This is a genomic window from Eudoraea sp. (genome assembly GCF_039969275.1).
Classification (GTDB): Bacteria; Bacteroidota; Bacteroidia; order Flavobacteriales; family Flavobacteriaceae; genus Eudoraea.
This window is the reverse complement of sequence record NZ_JBDVOC010000003.1, coordinates 236,544-263,010: the sequence shown is the minus strand read 5'-3', so window position 1 is coordinate 263,010 and position 26,467 is coordinate 236,544. Positions and strand designations below refer to the sequence as shown.

Sequence of the window (26,467 nt, the reverse complement as noted above, 5' to 3'; positions counted from 1 at the left end):
AGGCGAAACTTTTTAAATTAGATTTCTGCAATTTCTCTAATCTCGCCTATTATTCTATCAGCCAGAGAATCAGCTTCTGTTTGCGTCTTTGCCTCGGTATATATTCGTATAATTGGTTCTGTATTGGATTTTCTCAAATGCACCCAATTTTCTGGAAAGTCTACTTTTACCCCATCAATAGTCGACACTTCCTCGCTACTATATTTTTTTTCCATAGAAACTAAGATCTCATCAACATCAAGATCCGGTGTTAACTGAATTTTCTTTTTGCTCATATAGTAGCTTGGGTAACTGTCGCGTAAGTCCTTTACAGAACCTCCTTTCTCTGCCATAAGCATTAAAAATAAGGCGGTACCAACAAGAGAGTCCCGTCCGTAATGACTTGAAGGATAGATAATTCCGCCATTTCCCTCACCTCCTATTATTGCATTATTGGCCTTCATTTTCTTTACTACATTCACTTCACCAACAGCTGCAGCCTCATAGTTTCCTTTATGTCTAAGTGTTATATCCCTGAGGGCCCTCGACGAAGATAAATTGGAAACCGTGTTTCCCTTTGTTTTTCCAAGAACATAATCCGCACAAGCCACTAAGGTGTATTCTTCACCAAACATTTCACCATCATTACTTATAAATGCCAAACGATCTACATCCGGATCAACGACTATTCCAAAATCAGCTTTTTCCTTTAACACAAGCTGACATATATCTCCCAAATGTTCTTTCAAAGGTTCGGGATTATGCGGAAAATGTCCCGTGGGATCACAATACAACTTTATTACCTCCACTCCTAAAGATTCAAGTAATTTCGGAATAGCAATGCCACCTGTAGAATTTACACCATCCACTACCACTTTAAATTTGGCTTTTTTAATAATATCTGCGTCAACTAATGGTAAATTAAGAACTTCATCAATATGTATATCTATATAGGCGTCATTTTTGGTAATTGTTCCAAGGTCATCTACTTCAGAAAAATTAAAATCCTCTTTTTCTGCCAATTCAAGAATAATTGCCCCTTCGGCTGCATCCAGAAACTCGCCTTTTTCATTTAATAGTTTTAGTGCATTCCATTGTTTTGGATTGTGACTGGCGGTAAGAATAATACCCCCATGGGCGTTTTCCAATGGAACCGCTATTTCCACGGTAGGTGTAGTAGACAAACCAAGGTCTATAACATCTATTCCTAGTCCGAGCAAAGTGGATACCACTAAATTCTGAATCATTTCTCCCGAAAGACGAGCATCTCTTCCCACAACTACCTTTAAATTATTCGATTTGGAATAACTTTTAAGCCATGTGCCATAAGCTGCTGCAAATTTCACGGTATCAATCGGAGTGAGATTATTCCCAGGCTTCCCTCCTATGGTACCTCTTATGCCTGAAATTGATTTTATTAAAGTCATAGAATTTTAAATAGTTTTTGCAAATATACATGTCTTAGCAATTATCATGCGCTCCTAATTTGTAAATTCAGCTGTGAAGATTATATTCGTGGTGAATGAACTTTTTAGCACATATATATCTATCCTTTGGAGATGATGAAATAACCATCGGAAATTTCATTGCAGACAGCATAAGAGGAAATAAATACAAGCACCTTCCGGATAGAATACAAAAAGGTATACTATTGCATCGTGAAATAGACACTTATACAGACTCACACCCTATAACCAGAGTAAGCAGCAAAAGATTGCACAAGAATTACAGTCACTACAGCAGGGTAATAGTCGATATTTTTTATGATCACTTTTTGGCTAAAAACTGGAAGCAATATTCGGATACTCCTTTGGATATTTTTGTAGATAAATTTTATGATTTACTGGAAGATAACATTACCATTCTTCCTGATGGCACTAAACGAATGATCCCTTATATGATAAGTGATAATTGGTTACTCAATTATGCTAAAATGGAAGGAATAAGCAGAGTTTTGAATGGTATGAACAGAAGAACGAATAATAAAAGTAAAATGAATTATGCCATTCTTGATCTTGAAGAAAACTACGAAGCATTTGAGGTAGAATTTACGGATTTTTTTAATGAACTAGTGGTCTTTTCCAAACAGAAATATAATTTAATATGCGCGTACTAATTCTTCTTTTTGCGCTTCTCCTTTTTGCGCAATGTAAAAAACAACCCCCTCAACCGACTGGTGTCGTAAGTAAAAATGCCATGGTAGTATCTGCACGTGAAGAGGCTTCAAAGGTTGGAATAGCCATACTTCAAAAAGGAGGGAATGCTTTTGATGCAATGGTTGGAACTGAACTTGCATTGGCAGTGGCGTATCCATTTGCCGGTAATCTTGGTGGAGGTGGATTTATGGTTTACCGCAAAAGTGATGGCAATATAGGAGGGCTTGATTATCGTGAAAAGGCTCCATTGGCGGCGCATAAAAATATGTATCTGGATTCCCTGGGAAATGTTATTCCGGGTAAGAGTACCATCGGTGCAAGCGGAACGGGAGTTCCCGGAACTATAGCGGGGATATTTGAAGTGCATAATAAATTTGGCACTTTGCCTATTGAAGATATTATTGATCCGGTTATAAAACTGGTAGATCAGGGGGTTGAGGTAACAGCAAAGCAAGCCGACAGGATGGATAAGTATTGGGATCAGATTAGAAGTGTAAATGGAGAAAATACTTTGTTTTACAATAAATGTGATGCCGGAGACACACTGAGATATCCTGCCCTGGCCAATACTTTAAGGAGAATAGCAATTAACGGAAGGGATGAATTCTACAAAGGAGAAACTGCCAAAATACTGGCAAGATTTATTCAGGAAAAAGGCGGTTATGTAACTGAAGAAGATCTGGCCAGGTATGAGGCTAAATGGAGACAGCCCATTGTGTTCAATTACAAGGACTTAAGGATAATTTCAATGAGCCCTCCCAGCAGTGGTGGGGTAACGATCAATCAAATCTTTAAGATGATTGAATCTTATGACATCTCAGACTTTGGTCATAATTCTGTTAAATCTATTCAGTTGTTTACTGAGGCGGCAAGGCGGGCCTATGCGGACAGGAATTTCTTCCTTGGAGATCCGGATTTTGTGGTTATTCCTCTCGATGTTTTATTAAGCAAGAAGTATTTACAAGCTCGAATGGAGAACTTTTCATTTGATGCAGCCACGCTCTCTAGCGAAGTGCAGCACGGTACAGTGGAAATTATGGAAAGTAGTGAGACTACTCATTATTCCATTGTTGATCAGATGGGAAATGCTGTTTCTGTAACAACAACCTTAAACGGGGCATATGGTTCCAAACTCTATTGCGATGAATTAGGGTTCTTCCTAAATAATGAAATGGATGATTTTAGCGCTAAGCCAGGAGAGCCCAATATGTTTGGGCTCATAGGAGCTGAAGCCAATAGTATAGCAGCCGAGAAACGAATGCTAAGCTCAATGACCCCAACTATTGTTGAAAAAGACGATAACCTTTGGATGGTTGTCGGTTCTCCCGGGGGATCTACAATAATTACCGCCGTTGCGCAGACAATTTTAAACACTTATGAATTTAATTTGAGTATGCAAGAATCTGTAAACGCGCCTAGATTTCATCACCAGTGGCTACCAGATCATATCGTTTTTGAGACTGAGGGATTTTCAGATGCGCTGAAAATTGAGTTAAAATCCAAAGGTTACCATATTAGTGAGAAACCCACACCTATCCTTGGAAAAGTGGATGCAATACTGGTTTTACCGGATGGCAGCCTTGAAGGAGGGGCAGATAAACGAGGAGATGATACGGCAGTAGGCTTTTAAACCTCAGAAGTTTTGAATTAACGATTCTTTCTTAAATTTTAATCCCGTTTTTGAAAAGTTACTTCCTTAGTTGGTTTTTTAACTCTTCCATAGATTCCTGCAATTGCCTTAGCAAGCCTTTTTCTGTTGTAGCATCTACCCCAAAAGTTATTTTGCTGCTTACCTGCCAAAGTTCCTGTATTTGCTCGGATTCTATTTCATAAGGTGGATAGATTTCGTTAAGTGAAATCAAAAGCATTTTTGAATTCCCGGGCAATTTTTCAATCTTTTTAACCAGAACAGCATCATGAAGTACAACTACATAGATCTTATTGAGATTTATATCATCCAGACCTTCCACCGCCTTTGCTAATATCCATTCACCAGGTTGCAGATTAGGCAACATACTATCACCCTCAACCTGGAATCCCCTGTAAGTAGCATTTCTGAATTCGGGAAGTGGGAGATCAAAGGCAGGTAATTGTTTGTACCAACTTGTGTCCTGAATATTTTGAGGATAACCTGCAGCGGCCTTTGCATTTACTAAAACCATATTGTCATTATCCGAAGAATCGACAGTTACAACTTTTGGGATTACACTGGTCCCCGAATAATTTAAATGTTGATTGTTACTATCGCCAAATAACCATAGCGGGTTCACATTAAATTGTTTTAACATTTCAACGACAACCTTGCCAGAAAGTTTGGTCCGTCCGCGTTCTATATCGGCAGTAGTATTTGGAATTCCGAGCATACGGGCAAATTCGGCCTGTGTATATCCCAAATCCCGCCTTATCTCAATAAATCTTTTTATAGTAAGTTCATTTTCCATTTCTATTTTTCTGTTTTTTCCGTCCTATGCAGATGTTTAAAACCGTTATCAATCTATCAAACCATTAAATAGTACTTCTCCCTATCCTATTTTGGAAAGTGTCCCTATTCAGGATTATCAAATATACAAAATTTGGATTATTTCCAAAATATTTTAGGATTATTTCCTAATTTAGGATATTTTCCATATTTTTGGAATATATACAAATGAACTTAGTCATGTTAGATGAGATTATTACTAAAAAATTAAGCCTATGGGCTCAAAGAGGATTAGATGACAGCTTTTATGTAAATAGCAATAGAGAGATCATAAAAGAAAAGAGGCTGTCAAAGATTAAACAGAATGTATCAAGGAATATATCCAAGAAATCAATAAACAAACAATTAAGCCTATTCTAAAAGTTATGGAAAGAGAAAAAATATTACTATACGATGGGAGTTTTAATGGGTTTTTAACCTCCGTATTTGTTGCATTTGAGCAAAAAATAAATGTTGTTGATATTCAAAGAAAAAGTCAGGTTCAAAAGGGCTTGTTTACTGAAACACAAATTATTTTAACACAAGTGAATAAAGCTAAGCGGGTCTGGAATGGTATTAGCCAAAGAAGTAATAACGCAATGAAGAATATTTATTTTGCTTTTTTAAGTGAGACGGCTGGTATCGAACAATTGCTTTATTTATATATTCAAAAAATAGTTGCTAAAGGGTCTCCCAATCACATAGATTTAACTGATGACATGGTTTTTAAGATAAATCATTTGGCAAATATTGTGAGTAAGAAAAAAAACCAGATGGAGGCATTTATGAAATTTAATGTCTCCGCAGATGGTATTCATTTTATTATTGCGGAACCCGAGTTTGACATATTACCTCTTGTATCAAAACACTTTAGGTCTAATTACAGCGACAGGCACTGGATTATTTACGACATAAAGCGGAACTACGGCCTTTACTTTAATCTTCATACACTTCAATTAAAGTCATTCGATTCAAAAGAAATAATAGCGAATGCCAGACCTTTAAATAATCTTATTCAAACTAGTACAATGAGTGTTATTGAATTGTGGAATACTTATTTTGCAAACAATTCTATTAAATCTTTGATTTCCAACAAACTACATACGCATCAATTGCCTAAACGGCGCAGGAAATATCGGCAAGCTAAGGAAGCTGTTTAGCATCATTGTTTTTGTTTTAATTGGACTCCAAGAAGGCGATTTGCATTGGCTTATTTAAAGGCCTTTAACAAAATCAAAATAAACCACGCTTCCTTTTTAGTCGTCAAAAACGTACCTTTGCAACTTTGTCTAATTCAATGATAAATTACGAGGAGAATATTGAAGTCAAGGGAGCCCGCGTTCATAATTTAAAAAATATTGACGTTACCATCCCAAGAGAAAAACTGGTTGTAATAACCGGGCTTTCCGGAAGTGGCAAATCTTCATTGGCTTTCGATACTATTTACGCTGAAGGCCAGCGTAGATATATAGAGACCTTTTCTTCTTATGCAAGACAGTTTTTGGGAGGACTTGAGCGTCCGGACGTAGATAAAATCGATGGTCTGTCTCCAGTTATCGCGATAGAACAGAAAACCACTTCAAAATCACCGCGTTCCACGGTGGGAACAATTACTGAAGTTTACGATTTTCTTAGGTTGCTATTTGCCAGGGCCTCGGATGCCTATAGCTATAATACAGGCGAAAAAATGGTAAGCTATAGTGATGATAAGATTAAAGAGCTTATTAGCGAAAGTTATTTTGCCAAAAGGATCAGCATCCTGGCCCCGGTAATTAAATCTAGAAAAGGACATTATCGCGAACTTTTTGAGCAAATAGGAAAGCAAGGCTTCGTGAAAGTTAGGGTAGATGGTGAAATTATGGATATCACCAAAGGAATGAAAGTGGATAGATATAAAACCCATGATATTGAAATCGTTATTGACCGTCTGAAAATAGATGATAATGAAAATTTGAATAAAAGGCTTTCCGAATCAATAAATACAGCCATGTATGGTGGCGATGATGTCTTAATGGTTCTTGAAGAAGGTGAAGCAGTTCCAAGATATTTTAGCAGGAATTTAATGTGCCCTACTACCGGTATTTCATATCCTTCACCTGAGCCCAATACATTTTCCTTTAATTCTCCCAAGGGCATGTGCAACCACTGCAACGGCCTGGGGCATGTCTTCGAAGTAAACGAGAATAAAATTTTTCCGAATAAAAAATTATCTATACAATCAGGTGGTATTGCGCCCCTTGGTGAGTATAAAAGTTCATGGGCATTTAAGCAATTAGAAACTATAGCCAAACGATATGAATTTGAACTTACTGATGCCATATCTGTAATTCCGGATGAAGCACTTAAGACTATTCTATATGGAGGCTCTGAACAGTTCGAAGTTGATTCTAAAACCCTGGGTGTAAAAAGACTATACCACATAGACTATGAGGGTATTGCAAATTTTATAAAAAACCAGTACCATCAGGCAGATTCTACATCAATTAAACGTTGGGCCAGAGATTTTATGGATAAAAGAATCTGCCCCACTTGCAATGGTTCAAGGTTAAAAATAGAATCACTTTATTATAAAATCGAGGATAGGAATATAGCAGAATTGTGTCAACTTGATATTTCTGATCTCGCCGATTTTTTTGATCAGCTTGATTCCAAACTAAAAGGAAATCAAAAAAAGATTGCCGAGGAGATCATAAAAGAGATTAAATCGAGAATTAAGTTTTTGTTAGATGTGGGCCTGGACTATTTGTCGCTGAACCGTAGCTCAAAATCACTTTCTGGAGGCGAAGCGCAACGTATAAGGCTCGCAACACAAATAGGATCCCAGTTGGTAGGGGTTCTGTATATATTGGATGAACCCAGTATTGGATTACATCAACGTGACAACAATCGCCTGATCAAATCATTGGAATCACTCAGGGATATTGGAAATTCTGTAATTGTAGTGGAACACGACCGCGATATGATTGAAAATGCAGATCATGTAATTGATATAGGTCCACATGCGGGAAAACATGGGGGCGAGATAATCTCAGAAGGAACTGCAGCTGAACTCATTGAACAACATACATTGACTTCTCAATTTATAACAGGAGAGAAGGAAATTCCTATTCCTGATACAAGGAGAAAAGGGAATGGGAAAAGTTTAAGTCTGAAAGGCTGTACAGGCAATAATTTAAAGAATGTATCGGTTGAATTCCCATTGGGGAAAATGATTGCGGTGACAGGTGTTTCTGGTAGTGGTAAATCAACACTAATTAATGAAACGCTTTATCCAATTATGAATGCCCATTATTTTAATGGGGTTAAAAAGCCTATGCCATATAGTGGTATTAAAGGTCTCGAAAACATTGATAAGGTAATAGATATTAATCAATCTCCTATTGGAAGAACACCAAGGTCTAATCCGGCTACCTATACCGGTGTTTTTGGAGAAATACGTGCCCTTTTTGCCAAAACACCAGAAGCTGCTATAAGGGGTTATAAGCCGGGCCGGTTCAGTTTTAATGTAAAAGGTGGCAGATGTGAAACTTGTCAGGGAGGTGGATTGAGGGTAATTGAAATGAACTTTCTTCCCGATGTATATGTTGAATGTGAAACCTGTAATGGAAAACGATTTAACAGGGAGACTCTGGAGATAAGATATAAAGGACAATCTATTGCAGATATTCTCGAAATGACCATGGATGAAGCAGTTGCCTTTTTTGACCAAATACCAAAGATTTATAGAAAGTTAAAGACAATTCAAGATGTTGGACTAGGTTATATTTCATTAGGACAGCAATCAACTACACTTTCAGGCGGAGAAGCTCAACGCGTAAAACTTGCAACCGAATTGTCTAAGCGGGATACAGGAAACACTTTTTATATTTTGGATGAACCCACAACCGGACTTCATTTTGAGGATATAAGGGTGCTCATGGAAGTTTTAAATAAATTAGTGGACAAAGGAAATACCATTGTGATAATTGAACATAACATGGATGTCATAAAAATGGCCGATTACATAATTGACATAGGCTATGAAGGAGGTCGCGGAGGCGGCATGATAGTTGCGGCAGGATCTCCTGAAGAAGTAGCCAAAGACGATAAAAGTTATACCGCATTTTACCTCAAAAAAGAATTTAGTTTAAAAAATTCGAGGCTGGAAGTTCGGGGTTAAATCTATAGATTTATGAGATCGATTTAAGTGACAAAAAAATAAAAATATGAGGAAAGAGAAGCATCATAAAGGATGGAATGAAATTAAAACCAATGATTCATGGGCCATTTTTAAAATTATGGGTGAGTTTGTAAACGGTTTTGAAAAAATGAGCGCAATTGGCCCTTGTGTTACAATTTTTGGTTCTGCCAGGACAAAAGAGGATACCAAATATTACGAACTTACTGTAAATGTTGCCAAAAAAGTTTCAGAAGCTGGTTATGGTATTATTACAGGCGGTGGTCCTGGTATTATGGAAGCAGGTAATAGAGGAGCGCATTTGGCCGGAGGGACCTCTGTTGGGCTGAATATAGATCTTCCTTTTGAACAACATGACAATCCTTACATTGATGATGATAAGAGCTTGGATTTTGATTATTTCTTTGTGCGAAAGGTAATGTTTGTAAAATACTCGCAAGCATTTGTAGTTTTACCTGGAGGATTTGGCACACTTGATGAACTCTTTGAAGCTATTACGCTAATTCAAACAAATAAAATTGGTAAATTCCCCATTATTCTGGTCGGAATATCTTTCTGGAAAGGTTTGATAGACTGGATTAAAGGCACTATGCTGAAAGCAGGAAATATTAGTAAGACAGACCTCGACTTAATACGCATTGTTGATAAAGAGGAAGAGGTTGTAGAAATTATTGATGCTTTCTATAAAGGTCATACCTTAAGTCCAAATTTCTAATTCAAATATGTTACTACGGCGCATTCCGACTTTTCTATTAATAGCTGTTATCTTCTATTTCATATTTGGGATTAGTAGTATTTATGCGCAACATACTAATAGCCTGAAAGCTGCTTTAGAGTCAGAGACCAGGGAAATAAATATCCAACAGGAATTTGAATATTTAAATGATTCACAAGATACCCTAAGCGTATTGTATTTTAATGATTGGGCAAACTCCTATTCCGACAAAAGCACTGCTCTTGCAAGGCGATTCGCCGAGGAATTTAAAAAGAGTCTTCATTTAGCCAAAGATAAAGATCGGGGCAGGACAGAAATTTTTACTATTGTAGACGATGAATACCGAGCTATCTCCTGGAGTAGAACTTTCGGCCTGGATATCATTAAAATTGAACTCAATACTCCTTTGGTTCCGGGTGCTTCCGCTAAATTATTTATTACTTATACTGTCAAGCTGCCACCAAATAAATATACTCCCTATGGATATAACAACGAAGGGGGTTATTATTTAAAAGATTGGTATCTGACACCGGCGGTTTATGACGGTCAATGGCAATTGTATTCAAACAAAAATCTTGAAGATCTACACACAGGAAATACTAATACCAATATTATTTTCAGCTATCCTGATTCTTTATTCTTTGGTACTAATTTCAAGGAAGTAAATATCTCAGGATTTCCAGGTAAAAAACAAGCTACATTGGAAGGGGTAAACAGAAAGAGTGCTTACATTATTCTGAATGCACAAAAAAAGTTTACCAAACATGTCACTCCCGAACTAATAGTGGTAACAGATCTCAAGGCAACAAAATATGATGAAATTTCACAAGGTGTTTCAATTAATAGGATTTCACGTTTTATTCATGAGAGTCTTGGAGACTTTCCATATGAGCAGCTATTGGTAAGTGAAGTGGATTTTAATAAAAACCCTATTTATGGGTTAAATCAGCTACCTTCTTTTATACGCCCGTATGAGAAGCAGTTCCAGTTTGAAATGACATTTATGAAAACTGCACTTAACAGTTACATAAAAGAATCCCTATTCCTAAATCCAAGAAAGGAAAAATGGGTTGCGGATGCCGTGATCAATTACATAATGATCAAATTCGTGGAAGAATTTTATCCCGATCAAAAACTACTTGGAAAACTTTCTAAAGGTTGGCTGATTAAAGGATTTCATTTAGCTCAAATGGACTTCAATGAGCAATATTCCTTTTTGTATATGTTTACGGCTAGAAAAAACCTTGATCAGGCGCTTAACACACCAAATGACTCCCTGATAAAATTTAATCAGAAAATAGCCAATACCTATAAAGCAGGACTTGGCTTAGCCTATCTTGCAGATTACACAAGTGTTGATAATATTGATATAGCTATCAAAGAGTTCTATGAACAATTTAAATTAAAACCAGTAAGACCATCAGATTTCGAGCGTGTTTTAAAGAAGAATTCTGAAAAGGATATCGATTGGTTTTTTAAAAGCTATGTCTCAACGAACGAACGTATTGATTTTAAGATATCTAATGTAGTTAAAACACAGGATTCACTTTATGTAACACTCAAAAACAAAACAGGTACAGACGTTCCAATATCCTTATTCGGATTGAAAAAAGATGAGGTAGTCTCTGAATATTGGTTTGATGGAATTAAAACCGAGCAAACTTTTACTATACCGCGAAATTTGGAAGACAAGTTAGTTCTTAACTATGATCATACCATTCCAGAATTTAATCAGCGAGATAACTGGAAAGCGTTAAAGGGTTTCTTTATCAGCCATAAAAAGTTAAAATTTCAGTTTTTTAAAGATGCTGAAGATCCTTATTACAACCAAATTTTTTATGTGCCGACATTAGGTTTTAATATATATGATGGTCTAACTCCCGGGATTAGATTTACTAATAAAACACTTCTTGAACGACCTTTTGTATTTGATTTTTCTCCACGGTATTCATTCAGAGAAAAAGCACTGGTTGGAAGTGGTAAACTTACCTACAGGCACTATCATGGAAAGAGTGGATTTTACGTCACTAATTATGCTCTCCGTGGATCTTCTTCTCATTTTCAAGTCAATTCGCGCTATAGCACATTTACCCCCTCGGTTAGCTTTGGATGGCGCCCTGCAGACCTTATTTCAAATAAGCGGCAGTTACTTACTTTGAGATATGTTAATGTGTTTAGAAATATTGATCCTAGCCTCGATATAGAAACCGATCCCGATTATAGTGTATTGAATGCAAGGTTTAGAAATACAAACAACGGAATTATCGACTATTTCTCATGGTTTGCGGACGCCCAACATTCTTCTGATTTTACCAAATTAGCGTTCAATCTCGAATACCGGAAACTATTTGTCAATAATACCCAATTTAATTTTCGGTTTTTTGCCGGTAAGTTTTTAAGAAACAAGACGAGCGGAGATTATTTTAGTTTTGCGCTGGACAGGCCCACAGATTATTTATTTGATTACAATTATCTGGGTAGATCCGAAGATTCGGGGATATGGAGTCAACAATTAATTATTGCCGAAGGTGGTTTTAAATCTCAATTGGAAAACCCTTTTTCTAACGATTGGATTGCTACCACGAATTCTAGCGTAAATATTTGGAGATGGATAGAAGCATATGGGGATTTAGGTTTTATCAAAAACCAAAATCAACCCACAAGATTCGTTTATGACTCAGGGATACGTCTTAATTTACTTACAGATTATTTTGAATTATATTTTCCCGTATATTCTAATAACGGTTGGGAAATTGCACAGCCGAACTATGCAGAACGAATTCGTTTTATAATCACTTTAAGTCCTAAAACTTTATTAGGGCTTTTCACCAGGCAATGGTTTTAGAAATTATACTATTCTTAAAAAAAATCTATTTTTTTAAATTATTTACAATTAGTTCTTGCTTTTTAGTGGGTTTATTCATTTTTTATTAATATAAAACCAATTTTTTTGATTGTAAAAATCATACTGTTTTCATATTTTTGCTACAAATCTTTCCCTAATGAGTTTTAAACTACAAACCAGTGATGACATTTCCTTCGAGGATTTTAGGGCACAGATTTTAAAAGATTATGAAATAGCGATCACAAGCCGGGAGTGCAGCCTTTTGGGCAGAAGGGAAGTTCTCACAGGTAAAGCCAAATTTGGAATTTTTGGTGATGGAAAGGAATTGCCACAATTAGCAATGGCCAGATCTTTTAGAAACGGGGACTTTAGAAGTGGTTACTATAGAGATCAAACCTTTATGATGGCACTTGGGCAACTTAGCCCTAAAGAATTTTTTCATGGTCTGTACGCAACTACAGATATTGAAAAAGAGCCCATGAGTGCCGGAAGGCAAATGGGTGGACATTTTGGATCTTACAGCCTTAATCCGGACGGTTCATGGAAAGACCTCACCACACAAAAAAATAGTAGTCCTGATATATCGCCTACTGCAGGTCAGATGCCTCGGCTTCTTGGTCTGGCACAGGCTTCAAAAATCTACCGCAATGTCAAAGGGATAGATACCACCAATTTTTCCAACAATGGAAATGAAGTTGCCTGGGGTACAATAGGTAATGCCAGTACATCTGAAGGTCATTTTTTTGAAACATTTAATGCAGCGGGAGTTTTACAAGTGCCCATGATCATTAGTGTATGGGATGATCAATATGGAATTTCAGTGCCTGCCAGATTCCAAACAACCAAAGAAGATATTTCAGAAGTTCTTAAAGGATTCCAAAGAGATGAAAATAACAAGGGTTATGAGATTCTAAGGGTAAAAGGCTACGATTATACGGCCCTAATTCATGCTTATGAAAATGCTTCTGAACTGGCAAGAGAAGAACATATACCAGTATTGATCCATGTGACTGAGCTGACGCAACCTCAGGGGCATTCCACTTCAGGATCGCAGGAAAGGTATAAAAGTGAGGAAAGATTGCTCTGGGAAAAAGAAAATGATTGCAACAAGCGGTTCAGAGAATGGATTCTGGAAAAGAAAATTACTGACAATGCATCTTTGTTAGTAATAGAATTAGCAATTAAAAAAGAGGTTAGGACTGCTAAAAAAGAGGCTTGGATAGAATTCTTATCTCCTCATAAAGAGGCTAAAAAAATCCTAATAGAACTATTGGATAATCTGGCAGTAAATAGTCCCAACAGGGCATCTGTAACTAAAATCAAGAATGACCTTATTGCCATTGAAGAGCCACTAAAAAAAGATTTGGCTTCCAAGTCAAGAAAAGCGCTTCGCCATGTATTAGGTGAAAATTCTAAGGAAAAAGATGCCTTGACAAAATGGATTGAAAAATTCCTTAAAGACTCACAAATAAAATTCAGCTCACACCTCAATAGTGAATTATCCAACAAGGCAATAAACGTTGAACAAATAAGACCTATATACGATGATAAGCCTGAAAAGGTAGATGGAAGGATTATATTGAGAGATAACTTTGACAGGCTTTTTGACAAATATCCACATGCCCTCATTTTTGGAGAAGATAGTGGAGCAATTGGCGACGTAAACCAGGGGTTGGAAGGTCTTCAAAAGAAATATGGTGCATTGCGGATTGCTGATACAGGTATACGAGAGGCTACTATAATTGGTCAGGGAATTGGTTTGGCACTAAGGGGGCTCAGACCGATAGCGGAAATACAATATCTGGATTATCTGTTATATGGCCTACAGACTCTTAGTGATGATTTGGCCACATTACTTTATCGTACGGTTGGCAAACAAAAGGCTCCGCTAATTATTCGCACCAGGGGGCATCGCCTGGAGGGTATTTGGCATTCCGGCTCTCAAATGGGGGGTATTATTCACTTCCTTCGGGGGATTTATGTGTTGGTCCCCAGGAATATGACTAAAGCAGCCGGCTTTTACAATACATTGATGAAAAGTGATGAACCGGCACTAATTATTGAAAGTTTAAACGGGTATAGGCTTAAGGAAGACAAACCAAATAACCTGGGCGAAATTTGCACCCCCATCGGAGTGGTTGAAATTGTTAAAGAAGGTACCGATATTACACTTTTATCCTACGGTTCTACGCTGCGTATCGTTCAACATACGGCTCAGGAATTAAAAGAAGTGGGAATTGATGTGGAGGTGATTGATGCACAGTCCTTACTCCCTTTTGACCTTACAAATAATGTCTTAAGCAGTATCAAAAAAACCAGTAGACTGCTGGTCATTGATGAAGATGTACCTGGTGGATGTGCAGCTTATCTCATGCAAGACATTATAGAACGTCAGGGGGCTTATAAATACCTGGACAGTGCACCTCAAACCCTTACCGCAAAAGCTCACAGACCAGCCTATGCTTCCGATGGCGATTATTTTTCTAAACCAAATGCAGAAGACATATTTGAAAAGGTATATGATATAATGCATGAGGCAAATCCAACTGAATATCCAAAACTTCGCTGAGAGAACTACGCTATAATTATTTTATTATAGTTTCGATTCTGATGTATTTATCTAAATGTGATGGTGCTATTCTGTCATACTACATTAAGTGAATTCTAAACTATTTGACAAAAAGTTATTAAAAAAAGCTTACATTAGATTCTCCAATCTTAAAATGAATGACTAAAAAACTTAAAAGTGATATTGGTCTGGCAGTTCTGCGTATTCTTCCCTCTGCCTTTTTATTATCTCATGGTATTCCCAAGTTGCAAAAACTTCTAAATGGAGATTTTGAATTTGCCGATCCGATAGGAATCGGAGCTACGCCTTCTCTGTTTCTTGCAGTTATTGGTGAAGTCATTTGCCCTATACTGGTAATAATTGGTTATAAAACCCGTTGGGCCACCTTACCAATTCTGATATTAATGGTTGTGGCGGCCTTTATTGTGCACGGTTCAGATCCTTTTGGAAGAAAAGAACTCGCTCTGTTGTACTTAGTGTGTTTCGCGGTTATAATGCTACTAGGTCCAGGACGGTATAGTATCGACAAAAAGTAAACTTTCTATATTATTTTAACCAGAAGTTCCTTCAGAAGATCAGCTTGCGAAATATTATAAGCCCCTACCCCTTTTCCTTTTAAGTCCATTTCCCGTAAATAAGCAATAATACTGCTAACACGCTTCATGGGGTAATTTCTGGACGCTATCTGAAACTCTCCCACGAAATAAGGGTTGATCCGTAAAGCTGAAGCCACATTCTTAGGAGAATGGTCCGATAGTCCATGATATTGAAGTAACTGTGTGAAAAAAGTATGCAACAGGCTCACAGTAACAACAAAAGGGTTATCCTTAGGATTCTGTGCAAAATAATTGATTATCCTGGTAGCTTTGACAACATTTTTTTCTCCTATAGCCTTTTTTAATTCAAAATTATTGTAATCCTTGCTTATACCTATGTGTTTTTCAATAAGATCGGGGGTGATCTCGGTGTTCTTTGGAAGTACTAATTGTAATTTTTCTAATTCATTATTAATTCTGCTAAGGTCTGTTCCCAAATACTCTACTAATAAAACTGAGGCCTTATGTGAAATTGCATAGCCCTTCTGTTTTAAAGTTAGTCTAATCCAATCTGAAACCTGATTTTCATACAGTTTTTTACTATCAAAAATGACACTCCCTTCAGCCAGAAGAGTTTTGTGTAATTTTTTACGTTTGTCTAATTTTTTGTATTTATAACAGAAAACCAGCACTGTTGAAGTTTGTGGATTGGCAGCATAAGCACTTAATTCCTCTATATTTCTGGATAAATGCTGCGCTTCCTTCACAATGACCACCTGTCGTTCGGACATCATTGGATATCTCTTTGCATTTGCCAGCACCTGTTCTAAAGATACTTCCTTGCCGTATAAAACCATTTGATTAAAGCCCTTCTCCTCCTCCGTAAGTAGGTTATCACTAATAAACTGAGCTATTTTATCAATATAATAAGGTTCATCACCCATCAAAAAATATATAGGGCTTATGTTCCCGTTTCGGATGTTATTTACAATCTGCTTTACTTCTTCCATCCAAAAAAAATTACCAAATTTGTTTTATGCTACCTCTCAACTTTCCTGGCTACAATTTCCGATTCAAAAGTAGCGAAAATAAGCAGCAGATTTTTGACATAATACGTAAAAAATTTGTTAGCCTGCAGCCCGAAGAATGGGTACGGCAGCACGTAATTCATTTTTTAAACGTGGATAAAAAGTATCCTACGTCTCTAATTAATGTTGAAAAAACCTTATCGCTAAATGGTTTGAGAAAAAGATATGACATTGTAGTCTTTAATACAGATGGTAGTATCCATATTCTGGTAGAATGCAAATCCCCTAATATTATAATCTCACAGGACGTTTTTGATCAGATTGCACGCTATAACTTAAAAATGAAAGCAGAATACCTGATGGTCACCAATGGATTAGATCATTTTTACTGCAATATGAATTATGAAGAAGAAAAATATTCTTTTTTAAGGCAAATTCCTGATTTTAGCCGTTAATTTGCAACCGTTTTGAAATTTGCAATCGTCATACTAAATTGGAATGGAGAAGTGCTCCTGGAACGCTACCTGCCTTTGGTGGTTCAATATTCCGGTAACACTGACATCTATGTAGCGGATAACGCCTCTACTGATGGATCTGTGGCTTTTGTAAAAGAAAACTTTCCTAATGTAAACATTATTCAAAATAGTGCAAATAATGGATTTGCTAAAGGATACAACGACGCATTAAAACAGGTGGACGCGGACATTTATTGTCTTCTAAATTCCGATGTTGAAGTAACACCCGATTGGCTAGAGCCTATAAAAGAAGCATTTCTAAAGTTTCCGGATGCATCTATAATACAACCTAAGATTCTTGATCTGTTACGAAGAGATTATTTTGAATATGCGGGAGCAGCAGGTGGTTTCTTAGATCAGTTTGGATATCCATTCTGCAGGGGGCGCATTTTTCAGGCCATCGAAAAAGATGAAGGTCAGTACGATGATACTGCACAAATTTTCTGGGCAACCGGTGCCAGTATGTTTATAAAAAGTGAGGTTTTCGATAGCCTTGGAGGATTTGATGAGGACTATTTTGCCCATCAGGAGGAGGTTGATCTATGTTGGCGGGCACAAAACAAAGGCTTAAAGGTTTACTATGTTGGAGCATCATATGTATATCATCTTGGAGGTTCCACATTGAGTAATATGAACCCAAAAAAAACTTTTTTAAATTTCAGAAACTCACTTTATTCTATCACTAAAAACCTCCCCCGAAAAAAAGCATTTCCTATAATTTTTGTTCGGCTTATCCTTGATGGTATCGCGGCTGTTAGATTTATTTTACAGTTTAAACCTGTTCATTGCTGGGCTATTTTTAAGGCACATTTAAGCTATTACCGGCATTTTGGTAAAATGTATAAGAAAAGGGAAAAGGACAATTTTATCCCATCGTATTACATTACAAAATCCATAGTATGGTCCTATTTCGTATATCATGTAAAGAATTTTAACATTTTAGTAAAAGATTAACTAATTTTGAGAAATTAAAGGAAATCAAATGTCATAATTTTACCATGAATTAGACGAGAGTTGATTTAAACAAACAATTAATTTTATATAAACATTATTATGAAAAAATTTATTCTAGGCTTTATTGGAATGGCGGTCCTTTTATCATCTTGCGTATCGCAAAAGAAATATGCTGATTTAGAGTCTAAACACAAAGAGACACAGGACCTGTTAAATTCTGCTACAGTTAAATTGAATTCCTGTCTTGAGGAAAAAGCAACAGCAGATGCAAGATTGCAAACTTTGGAAGATCAGAATTCATTTCTGAAGGCAAACAATCAGGAGTTAATAAATAACATGGGGAACTTAACCACCCTAACAACAAAGGGTGCAGAAAATCTTGAGAAATCTTTGGAAAGTCTTCAGGAAAAAGATCTCACCATTCGTAAATTACAAAATGCTATCACCAGAAGAGATTCTGTAAACCTGGCACTAGTCCAAAGCCTGAAAGGTGTTCTTGGAAATTTAGATGACCAGGATATAGAGATCAATGTTGAAAAGGGTGTAGTTTTTATTTCCATTTCGGACAAACTATTATTTAGTAGTGGAAGCTATAATGTTACGGCAAGAGCTAAGGAAATATTAGGAAAAGTTGCACAAGTTGTAAACAACAAACCAGATTTTGAGTTTATGGTAGAAGGACATACGGATGATGTTCCTTACAGAAAAGGAGTTTTACTGGACAACTGGGATTTAAGTGTAAAAAGATCTACAGCTGTTGTTCGTATTTTACAAAATGATTATCGCGTAGATCCAAAAAGGATGACTGCAGCAGGTAGATCACAGTATATTCCTGTTTCTCCGACTGAAAAATCTAAAAACAGAAGAACAAGAATTGTTGTACTTCCAAAAATTGATCAGTTCTATAGTATGATTGAAGAAGGAATGAAAGATCCTGCTATTAACGACTAAATATTAAATAATTTTATTAAAAAACCGCGGTCATTGATCGCGGTTTTTTTATATGATATCAGGATCTCCTTTGCCTACTCTAAGTACTTCCGGCACGTCTCCTGAAAGATCAATTACCGTAGATCCTATATTACCTCCATATCCTCCATCAATAACAATATCTACTAGGTTATGCCACTTTTCAAAAATTAATTCAGGATCTGTAGTATATTCCAAAAGTTCATCTTCGTCCCGAATTGAGGTTGATACAATTGGATTACCTAACTCTTCAACCAAAGTCCTTGCAATATTATTGTCCGGAACTCTTATACCTACAGTCTTTCTTTTCTTAAAATCCTTAGGTAATTTACTGCTACCTGGCAATACAAAAGTATAAGGGCCGGGAAGTGCCCGCTTAAGAATCTTAAATGTTGGAGTATCCAATTGCCTGACATAATCCGAAAGATTACTAAGATCTGCACAAACAAAGGACCAGTAAGCTTTTTCTAATTTAATTCCCTTTATACGGGCAATTTTTTCCATGGCCTTTGTGTTGGTAATATCACAACCCAGTCCATAAACCGTATCCGTAGGATATATGATTAAACCTCCTTTTCGCAAAATGGAGACAACCTTATCTATTTCTTTTGGATTAGGATTCTGTTCGTATATCTTAATGAATTCGGCCATTTTCTTACTAGATATTTGGAATAACTATTATTGAGGTCAAACGCAAATAAAATGAATAGGGATTCTATTTAACCTGATAGACACGTACATAATCTACCTCCATAACGGCAGGAAAAATGTCATCATTTACACCTTCCAGACCTCCCCAATCACCTCCAACAGCTATATTCATTAAGAAATAAAATGTTCCTGAAAAAGGCCAGTTTTCCGCATTAGAAATAGCAGGTCGCGGAAATATGAGCTTAATATTCTCTATATCATCTATATAGAATTTCAGGTACTTGTTAGTCCACAGAATGCCATAATTGTGAAATTCTTCTTCTATTGTCTCCAGTAAAACCGGACCAGAAGTTACTTGTGTCCCATCTCTATGATTGTTGGCAACACTGTGAATGGAAAAATGAGTCTGGTTGGGTTCAAAACTTACATACTCCATAATATCAATCTCGCCACATGCCGGCCATCCTGCCGTTTGAATGGTGCTGCCCAGCATCCATAAAGCTGGCCATAAACCATTGCCTTTATGATCAGGGATTTTTGCCCTGATCTCCATCCTTCCATATTTAAAATGGGTAATACTATTTAATCTTGCAGAAGTGTATTCAACCATTCCCGGGCCTTGTTCTATTTTTTTCGCTATTATTTTAAGTGTTCCATCACTTACTGTAACATTTTCGTCTTCAGTATAATTCTGTAGTTCATTATTACCCCAGCCGTTTGCGCCTGTCTCAAAAATCCAGTTCTCTTCAGACAGGGTATTTCCATCAAATTCGTCCTGCCAAACCAGAACCGCATTATCCCAATAATCAGGAGAATTAACATCTGGTAAATTATTGGTGTCTGTTGCTTCAGGTAAAACTGTTGCCTGATTTTCCTGCGGACTGCTCTTACTGCCTCCAATCAGGAATACAGTAAAAAGGAGAAAAATATTTTTATACATTGATTCAAATTGGACTGTTCTATTTTCCAAAGATAATATGAAAAACTTATGGCTGGCTACTAATTTGTCAATAGGTTAGTATCTACTTCAATAGTAAATAATAATCATTAGCTCTCTAATGATCAATGATTTCCAGTTTGGCAAATCGAAGAAGCAGCTTTTTTATATCGCCTTTTACAAATTGTATTTCCGCCTTCTTGTCATTGCCGGCTCCTTCAATGCGCAATACCTTACCACGACCAAAACGTGTATGATTTACCAGAGTCCCTTCTGATAGATTTGGATCTATAGTATTTGTATTTCCAATTGGTTTGGATAATTCCGGTTTAAGTTTTCTAAGTTTTCGCAGTTGATTTTCATTGGGTTTTCCAATGCCTGGTGGAATACCATTTTCAGGTTTTGATGCTCTTAGCTTTGACTTATCAACTTCACCAAAAATATCGGTATTAATTAAAGGTTTATACCGATACGTGTTTATTGGAGTCAGGTTCTCGATATACCTATCCTCTATTTCTTCAATAAAACGACTGGGTTCTGCATCAATTAATTTACCCCAGCGATATCTATTTTGGGTATATGTTAGATATGCCTGTTCCTCGGCACGGGTTAACGCAACATAAAATAGCCTGCGCTCCTCTTCCAACTCACTTCGTGTATTCATGCTCATTGCAGAAGGGAAAAGATCCTCTTCCATCCCAACAATATAAACAAAAGGAAACTCCAATCCTTTGGCAAGGTGAATGGTCATTAGAGCCACTCGATCATCATCACCGGTGTCCTTATCCAAATCCGTAGCCAGTGCTACATCTTCCAGAAACTCTGTAAGATCACCTTTTGCATCTGCCAATTCCTTTTGCCCTTCAACAAAGTCTTTGATACCATTTAATAATTCTTCTATGTTCTCCATTCGAGCAATACCCTCGGGAGTGCCATCCTTTTTAAACTCCAGGAGAATACCAGTTTTCTTAGCCACATGCTCAGCCAGAGTAAAAGCATCCGCATTCTCATTCATAATCTGAAAACTCTTTATCATATTAGTAAAATCTTCGAGTTTTCTTTTTGTGCCCGTATTTATTTTTAAATCTATTTTATCTAAATTCTCCATTACTTCAAATATTGATCTTGAGTAATGATTAGCGGCTACCGTTAGTCTGTCAACTGTGGTTTGGCCAATACCACGAGTAGGGAAATTAATAACTCTTTTTAAAGCCTCTTCGTCCTTTGGGTTGATTACGAGTCTGAGATAGGACAACAAGTCCTTGATTTCCTTTCGCTGATAAAATGAAAGGCCTCCATAAATTCTATACGGAATATCCCTTTTACGCAAGGCATCTTCAATGCCCCGGGACTGGGAGTTTGTACGATATAGAACCGCAAAATCTCCATTTGCCCGCTGGTTTTGCATTTTGTTTTCAAAAATTGAGCCGGCCACATATCTTCCTTCCTCAGCATCAGTGGTACTTCTGTGAAGTTTTATCTTGGTACCTTCGTCATTAGCTGTCCATACTACCTTTTCCAGTTGGTTTTTATTGTTGGCAATGATTGAATTTGCAGCGTTAACTATATTTTTGGTAGAGCGGTAATTTTGCTCTAACCTATATACGGCAACATCGTCATAGTCTCGCTGAAAGTTTAAAATATTAGTAATGTTTGCGCCTCTGAAAGAGTAAATACTCTGAGCGTCATCGCCCACAACGCAAATATTTTGAAAGCGGTCAGCCAGCGCTTTTACAATAAGATATTGAGAGTGATTGGTATCCTGATACTCATCTACCAGAATATATCTGAACCTTTCCTGATATTTCATTAAAACTTCTGGGAAACGGCTTAATAATTCATTGGTGCGCAAAAGTAAGTCATCAAAATCCATTGCCCCGGCTTTAAAGCATCGGTCCACGTAGTTTTGATAAATATCACCCAATCTGGGGCGCTTTGCCATGGCGTCTGCCTCCATTAATTCGGGATTTTGGAAGTAGGCTTTAACGGTAATTAAACTGTTTTTGTAGGATGAAATACGATTTTGTATTTGTTTGTATTTATAGATGTCCTTATCTAATCCCATTTCTTTAATTATCGATGAAATTAAACGTTGTGAATCCTGAGTGTCATAAATGGTGTAATTACTCGGATAACCTAATTTATCACCATCAAAGCGAAGTAAACGGGCAAAAATGGAGTGAAAAGTTCCCATCCATAAGTTTTTTGCTTCAGAACCGCCCACAATACTGGCTATTCGCTTTTTCATTTCTCTGGCAGCCTTGTTTGTAAAGGTAAGTGCCAGAATATTAAAGGGATCAACGCCTTGCTCCATTAAGTGGGCAATTCTAAATGTAAGAACCCGGGTTTTTCCTGAACCGGCCCCGGCAATTACCATAAGAGGTCCTTCCTTGTGTAAAACAGGGCCTTTTTGAGCGTCATTTAAATCATCCAAAAATGTATTCAAGCTAGAGGCATTTTATGAAGTGAATTTAGCCATAATTAACCTCATGAAAAAGTTATAAACTAATATTTATGAACTTTGACTTCGTATTATCTGCAATTTGAATATATTTAGAAAATCTATTGAACTACATGTCAAAATACTTATTTTTTAACGTCTTATTCTGCCTTCTATTCGGATTTACTTCTTTGCATTCACAGACAAAAAAATCGGGTCCGGTTATTACCGGATATGGGGAAGTTTGGAGCATAAAAAATCCCGATTTCAAAACCTATCCCGCAAAAGAATACAAGGTTGTTTTTGATATTATGAACACTTCCAAATCCTCTGACCAGCTGAATAAAAGTATTGAAACTGCAGCTCGATTTTTAAATATGCATGTTCAGAGTGGTATTCCGCTTGCCAATCTTAAAGTTGCCCTTGTAGTCCACAATAATGCCTCTAAAGATCTTCTGAAAAGTTCGGAATATAAAAGTAGATACGGTACATATAATCCAAACGAAGAATTAGTACAAAAACTTTTAGATGCGGGTGTTGAGATTGTATTTTGCGGTCAATCGTCACTTTCACGAGATATTCCTATTTCCCAAACCATTGATGGCGTTGAACTGGCCTTATCTGCTATGACCGCTCTGATTCAATTTCAGAATGATGATTTTCAACTTATAAAATTCTAATACCATGAACAAATTAATACTAGTAACAGCATTCCTTTTTGGAAGTATTTCCATGGCCCAGGAGCTGAACTTAACTAATGATTATAAACTTGTTGAAGACAAGGTTATTGAATGGAGACGAGAGATACACCAAAATCCGGAATTGTCCAATCGTGAATTCAAAACTGCTGAAAAAATAGCTGCACATTTAAACGCATTGGGCATAGAAGTGCAAACTGGAGTGGCCCATACCGGAGTTGTTGGTGTGTTGAATGGAAATCAATCGGGAAAGGTTGTAGCACTAAGGGCGGATATTGATGCCTTGCCAGTAACTGAGCGCAATGATCTCGAGTTTAAATCCTCAGTTACTTCTGAATTTCTTGGTGAACAGGTAGGCGTCATGCATGCCTGTGGGCATGATACACATACGGCTATTTTAATGGGCGTTGCAGAAGTTTTATCCAAAAACAAGGATAAAATAAAAGGTTCAGTAAAGTTTATATTTCAGCCTGCAGAAGAAAGTCCGCCTCCGGGAGAAGAAGGGGGTGCGCTCCTAATGGTAAAAGAAGGTGTGTTAAAAAACCCGGATGTAGATGCAATTTTTGGACTTCATATTAATTCTGCTACTCCGGTAGGGGTCATCAGGTATAAATCCGGGGGCACTATGGCATCGGCACAACGTTTTGTTATTAATGTGAAAGGCAAGCAAACCCATGGGTCTCAACCCTGGTTGGGTGTAGATCCTATTCTTATTAGTGCAAAAATTATAGAAGGACTGCAAACAATCATTAGCAGAGAATCTGATCTTACAAACGAAGCAGCAGTAATTAGTGTAGGTAAAATAAAAAGTGGGGTTCGTTTTAATATTATTCCCGAAAGTGCAGAATTGATCGGTACTATTCGTACCCTGGATTATGATATGCAAAAAATGATCAACCGAAGAATGGAGGAAATGGTTCCTGCTATTGCTGAGGCTTATGGAGGTGAGGCCTCGTTAGAAATTCATACTAATACAGCTATTACCTATAATGATCCGGATCTTGTTGTTCAAATGTTGCCTACTATACAACGTGCTGCCGGGGAGGGTAATGTCCAGACTCAGAATGCCGTTACCGGGGCGGAGGATTTCTCTTATTTTCAGCAACAGGTGCCCGGGTTTTTCTTTTTCTTAGGGGGGATGACACCCGGAACTAATGTGTCCTTTCCACACCATACACCTGATTTTTTAATAGATGATAGCGGTCTACTTCTAGGGGTAAAAACACTTACAGAAATGAGCCTGGATTACTTAAATATGTGAAATTGAATTTTCCACTTGCTTTAAACCGGGCATTTACTGGATAAAATCTATTTTAGAATACAATTAATTGACAAAGAAAGAATTGAAGAAACTTTAAATGACTTATTTTTGTGTCACATTTTAAAAGAAGGATTAAAAACCCAATTTTTTAATTAATCTAAATTCCTTATGAATAGAATTACTTTATCATTTCTCCTTTTACTTTTGTTTGGCGGTGCTTTGCAAGCACAGAATAAAAAAGAACTTGTAGCTCAGGTTAACAGTTTAAATGCCGAGTTGGAAAGCACTAAGGCCGAACTTTTAGAATCCAAAAAAAACGAAAAAATAAGTAAAACCAGGGCAGATTCTTTTGAAAGTCAGTTGCAGGGCCTGGAGGAGAATAACGCTACATTGCTGGCTAATTTAAATAATATCACCACACAATCTAATAACAAGTTAGACAACCTGGGCAGTGTAATGGAAAGTCTGAGAAAGAAAGAAGCGGAACTGAAATTTATTAATGACGCATTAACCAGTAATGACTCCATTTCGCTGCTCGTGCTTACCAATTTCAAGCAAACCTTGGGGGAAAATGCAAATATAAAAGTTGAACGAGGATCAGTTATTGTAATTATGGATAATGCCACGTTATTTGGAGCCAATTCTAACAGTACAGAATTACAAGCCGGAGCTACAGAATCTCTTGGTAAAATAGCAGGAGTAATTAAAGCAAATCCTGATATGGCGGTTACTCTTGAATTCCACGCAGATGATGCTCTTAGTTGGGATATTGTCTATGCACAGGCTGCTTCTGTAACTACAATTATTGGGAATACAGCTGATGTTAAAGCAGGACGAATTGCGGTCTCCAGAAAAACAGACTTATCCAGTTCTTTATATATTAAGCTGCACCCTGATTTCAATTTATTCTACCTTAGCTTAAGACAGAATATGAAGAAATGAAAGGAGGTATCCTCGGATATTGATACAATACAACTTTACGTATTAAGTTAAAATGAAGAGATAATTTTTTGAATAATCTAACGTTCTACATCCATAAACCAAACTAAAATACCAAAACATGACTGGGGACGGAATTTTTCAACTATTTGCATATTTATTACCTGCTGTGGTAACCGGGGCTATAGCTTTTTATTTTTTTAGATTACATACCAGAAACGAGGAAGGTCGCAGAAGATTTTTACTTCACAAGGATTCACAAAAAGATGCCATGCCTATACGCTTGCAAGCCTATGAAAGGATGGCTCTGTTTTTAGAGCGCATCTCAATACCTAGTCTGGTGGTGCGAGTGGCGCCAAAATCTGCTGATAAAAATGCTTATGAGCAATTATTGATCCGAAGCATTGAAAACGAATTCGATCACAATTTGTCACAACAGATCTATATGAGTGATGATTGCTGGAATATTATAAAAGCTGCTAAAAATGCTACAATTCAATCCATAAGAAAAGCCGGAATGAGCGAATCTGACTCCGCTGATAAGTTTCGTGAAGATGTTCTAAATGAGACTATGGATAAACAATCTCCTTCTGCAACTGCTCTGGCCTATGTGAAAAGGGAAATTGGAGAAATTTGGTGA

General features: G+C 37.0%; 21 protein-coding genes. 15 read left to right on the top strand and 6 right to left on the bottom strand.

From position 1 onward, the window contains the following. Positions 1 to 17: 17 nt before the first annotated feature. The gene (glmM, locus tag ABJH90_RS02100; protein WP_348141917.1) at positions 18 to 1,406 is read right to left on the bottom strand and encodes a phosphoglucosamine mutase; all 1,389 of its coding nucleotides are present in this window, start codon (positions 1,404 to 1,406) and stop codon (positions 18 to 20) included. Between the two features lie 95 nt (positions 1,407 to 1,501). Between glmM and ABJH90_RS02095 the strand changes: the two genes are divergently transcribed. Next, positions 1,502 to 2,095 carry an acyl carrier protein phosphodiesterase gene (locus ABJH90_RS02095; protein WP_348141916.1) on the top strand — a complete coding sequence of 198 codons (594 nt, stop codon included), beginning with the start codon at positions 1,502 to 1,504 and terminating at the stop codon, positions 2,093 to 2,095. Further along, positions 2,083 to 3,765, top strand: coding sequence for a gamma-glutamyltransferase (gene ggt / locus ABJH90_RS02090; RefSeq protein WP_348141915.1), 1,683 nt, complete (start codon positions 2,083 to 2,085; stop codon positions 3,763 to 3,765). The genes ABJH90_RS02095 and ggt overlap by 13 nt, the downstream gene beginning before the upstream one ends. 58 nt (positions 3,766 to 3,823) lie before the next feature. Here the strand turns inward: ggt and ABJH90_RS02085 are convergent, their stop codons facing one another. Continuing rightward, positions 3,824 to 4,576, bottom strand: a complete 753-nt coding sequence (locus ABJH90_RS02085) for a LexA family transcriptional regulator (RefSeq protein WP_348141914.1) — start codon at positions 4,574 to 4,576, stop codon at positions 3,824 to 3,826. Positions 4,577 to 4,979: 403 nt separating this feature from the next. On the opposite strand from ABJH90_RS02085, the gene ABJH90_RS02080 reads away from it, so the two are divergent. The 6 genes from ABJH90_RS02080 to ABJH90_RS02055 all read left to right on the top strand — a co-directional run bounded on the left by ABJH90_RS02080 (position 4,980) and on the right by ABJH90_RS02055 (position 15,435). Further along, positions 4,980 to 5,753: a TIGR03915 family putative DNA repair protein gene (locus ABJH90_RS02080; protein WP_348141913.1), complete on the top strand. Its 774-nt coding sequence runs from the start codon at positions 4,980 to 4,982 to the stop codon at positions 5,751 to 5,753. A gap of 137 nt (positions 5,754 to 5,890) precedes the next feature. Next, positions 5,891 to 8,752, top strand: a complete 2,862-nt coding sequence (uvrA, locus tag ABJH90_RS02075) for an excinuclease ABC subunit UvrA (RefSeq protein ID WP_348141912.1) — start codon at positions 5,891 to 5,893, stop codon at positions 8,750 to 8,752. A gap of 46 nt (positions 8,753 to 8,798) precedes the next feature. Next, positions 8,799 to 9,485 carry a TIGR00730 family Rossman fold protein gene (locus ABJH90_RS02070; RefSeq protein ID WP_348141911.1) on the top strand — a complete coding sequence of 229 codons (687 nt, stop codon included), beginning with the start codon at positions 8,799 to 8,801 and terminating at the stop codon, positions 9,483 to 9,485. A gap of 7 nt (positions 9,486 to 9,492) precedes the next feature. Further along, positions 9,493 to 12,330, top strand: coding sequence for a metalloprotease (locus ABJH90_RS02065; RefSeq protein WP_348141910.1), 2,838 nt, complete (start codon positions 9,493 to 9,495; stop codon positions 12,328 to 12,330). Between the two features lie 157 nt (positions 12,331 to 12,487). Next, the gene (locus ABJH90_RS02060; RefSeq protein ID WP_348141909.1) at positions 12,488 to 14,899 is read left to right on the top strand and encodes a thiamine pyrophosphate-dependent enzyme; all 2,412 of its coding nucleotides are present in this window, start codon (positions 12,488 to 12,490) and stop codon (positions 14,897 to 14,899) included. Positions 14,900 to 15,057: 158 nt separating this feature from the next. Further along, entirely contained in the window at positions 15,058 to 15,435 is a 378-nt protein-coding gene (locus tag ABJH90_RS02055) for a DoxX family protein (RefSeq protein WP_348141908.1), read from the top strand. Between the two features lie 5 nt (positions 15,436 to 15,440). Here the strand turns inward: ABJH90_RS02055 and holA are convergent, their stop codons facing one another. Further along, positions 15,441 to 16,445 (bottom strand): DNA polymerase III subunit delta, encoded by a 1,005-nt coding sequence (gene holA / locus ABJH90_RS02050; protein WP_348141907.1) that lies wholly within the window; start codon positions 16,443 to 16,445, stop codon positions 15,441 to 15,443. A 26-nt stretch (positions 16,446 to 16,471) separates the two neighbouring features. Here holA and ABJH90_RS02045 point away from each other — a divergent pair, with 26 nt between their 5' ends. The 3 genes from ABJH90_RS02045 to ABJH90_RS02035 all read left to right on the top strand — a co-directional run bounded on the left by ABJH90_RS02045 (position 16,472) and on the right by ABJH90_RS02035 (position 18,883). Beyond that, positions 16,472 to 16,918 carry a type I restriction enzyme HsdR N-terminal domain-containing protein gene (locus ABJH90_RS02045; protein ID WP_348141906.1) on the top strand — a complete coding sequence of 149 codons (447 nt, stop codon included), beginning with the start codon at positions 16,472 to 16,474 and terminating at the stop codon, positions 16,916 to 16,918. Positions 16,919 to 16,930: 12 nt separating this feature from the next. Beyond that, positions 16,931 to 17,932 carry a glycosyltransferase gene (locus ABJH90_RS02040; protein ID WP_348141905.1) on the top strand — a complete coding sequence of 334 codons (1,002 nt, stop codon included), beginning with the start codon at positions 16,931 to 16,933 and terminating at the stop codon, positions 17,930 to 17,932. A 99-nt stretch (positions 17,933 to 18,031) separates the two neighbouring features. Then, a complete protein-coding gene (locus ABJH90_RS02035; protein WP_348141904.1) occupies positions 18,032 to 18,883 on the top strand; it encodes an OmpA family protein in 852 nt (283 codons plus the stop codon). Positions 18,884 to 18,931: 48 nt separating this feature from the next. Here the strand turns inward: ABJH90_RS02035 and ABJH90_RS02030 are convergent, their stop codons facing one another. The 3 genes from ABJH90_RS02030 to ABJH90_RS02020 all read right to left on the bottom strand — a co-directional run bounded on the left by ABJH90_RS02030 (position 18,932) and on the right by ABJH90_RS02020 (position 22,935). Then, complete coding sequence (locus ABJH90_RS02030; protein ID WP_348141903.1) at positions 18,932 to 19,552, bottom strand: L-threonylcarbamoyladenylate synthase; 621 nt, start codon at positions 19,550 to 19,552, stop codon at positions 18,932 to 18,934. A 64-nt stretch (positions 19,553 to 19,616) separates the two neighbouring features. After that, on the bottom strand, positions 19,617 to 20,492 hold the full coding sequence (locus tag ABJH90_RS02025) for a glycoside hydrolase family 16 protein (protein WP_348141902.1): 876 nt from the start codon (positions 20,490 to 20,492) through the stop codon (positions 19,617 to 19,619). A 115-nt stretch (positions 20,493 to 20,607) separates the two neighbouring features. After that, positions 20,608 to 22,935, bottom strand: a complete 2,328-nt coding sequence (locus tag ABJH90_RS02020) for a UvrD-helicase domain-containing protein (protein WP_348141901.1) — start codon at positions 22,933 to 22,935, stop codon at positions 20,608 to 20,610. Between the two features lie 128 nt (positions 22,936 to 23,063). Here ABJH90_RS02020 and ABJH90_RS02015 point away from each other — a divergent pair, with 128 nt between their 5' ends. The 4 genes from ABJH90_RS02015 (at position 23,064) to ABJH90_RS02000 (ending at position 26,467) form a co-directional block, all read left to right on the top strand. Continuing rightward, positions 23,064 to 23,609, top strand: a complete 546-nt coding sequence (locus tag ABJH90_RS02015) for a DsrE family protein (protein WP_348141900.1) — start codon at positions 23,064 to 23,066, stop codon at positions 23,607 to 23,609. 4 nt (positions 23,610 to 23,613) lie between these two features. Further along, on the top strand, positions 23,614 to 24,888 hold the full coding sequence (locus ABJH90_RS02010; RefSeq protein ID WP_348141899.1) for an amidohydrolase: 1,275 nt from the start codon (positions 23,614 to 23,616) through the stop codon (positions 24,886 to 24,888). A 168-nt stretch (positions 24,889 to 25,056) separates the two neighbouring features. After that, positions 25,057 to 25,830: a hypothetical protein gene (locus tag ABJH90_RS02005; RefSeq protein WP_348141898.1), complete on the top strand. Its 774-nt coding sequence runs from the start codon at positions 25,057 to 25,059 to the stop codon at positions 25,828 to 25,830. A 118-nt stretch (positions 25,831 to 25,948) separates the two neighbouring features. Continuing rightward, positions 25,949 to 26,467 (top strand): hypothetical protein, encoded by a 519-nt coding sequence (locus tag ABJH90_RS02000; RefSeq protein WP_348141897.1) that lies wholly within the window; start codon positions 25,949 to 25,951, stop codon positions 26,465 to 26,467.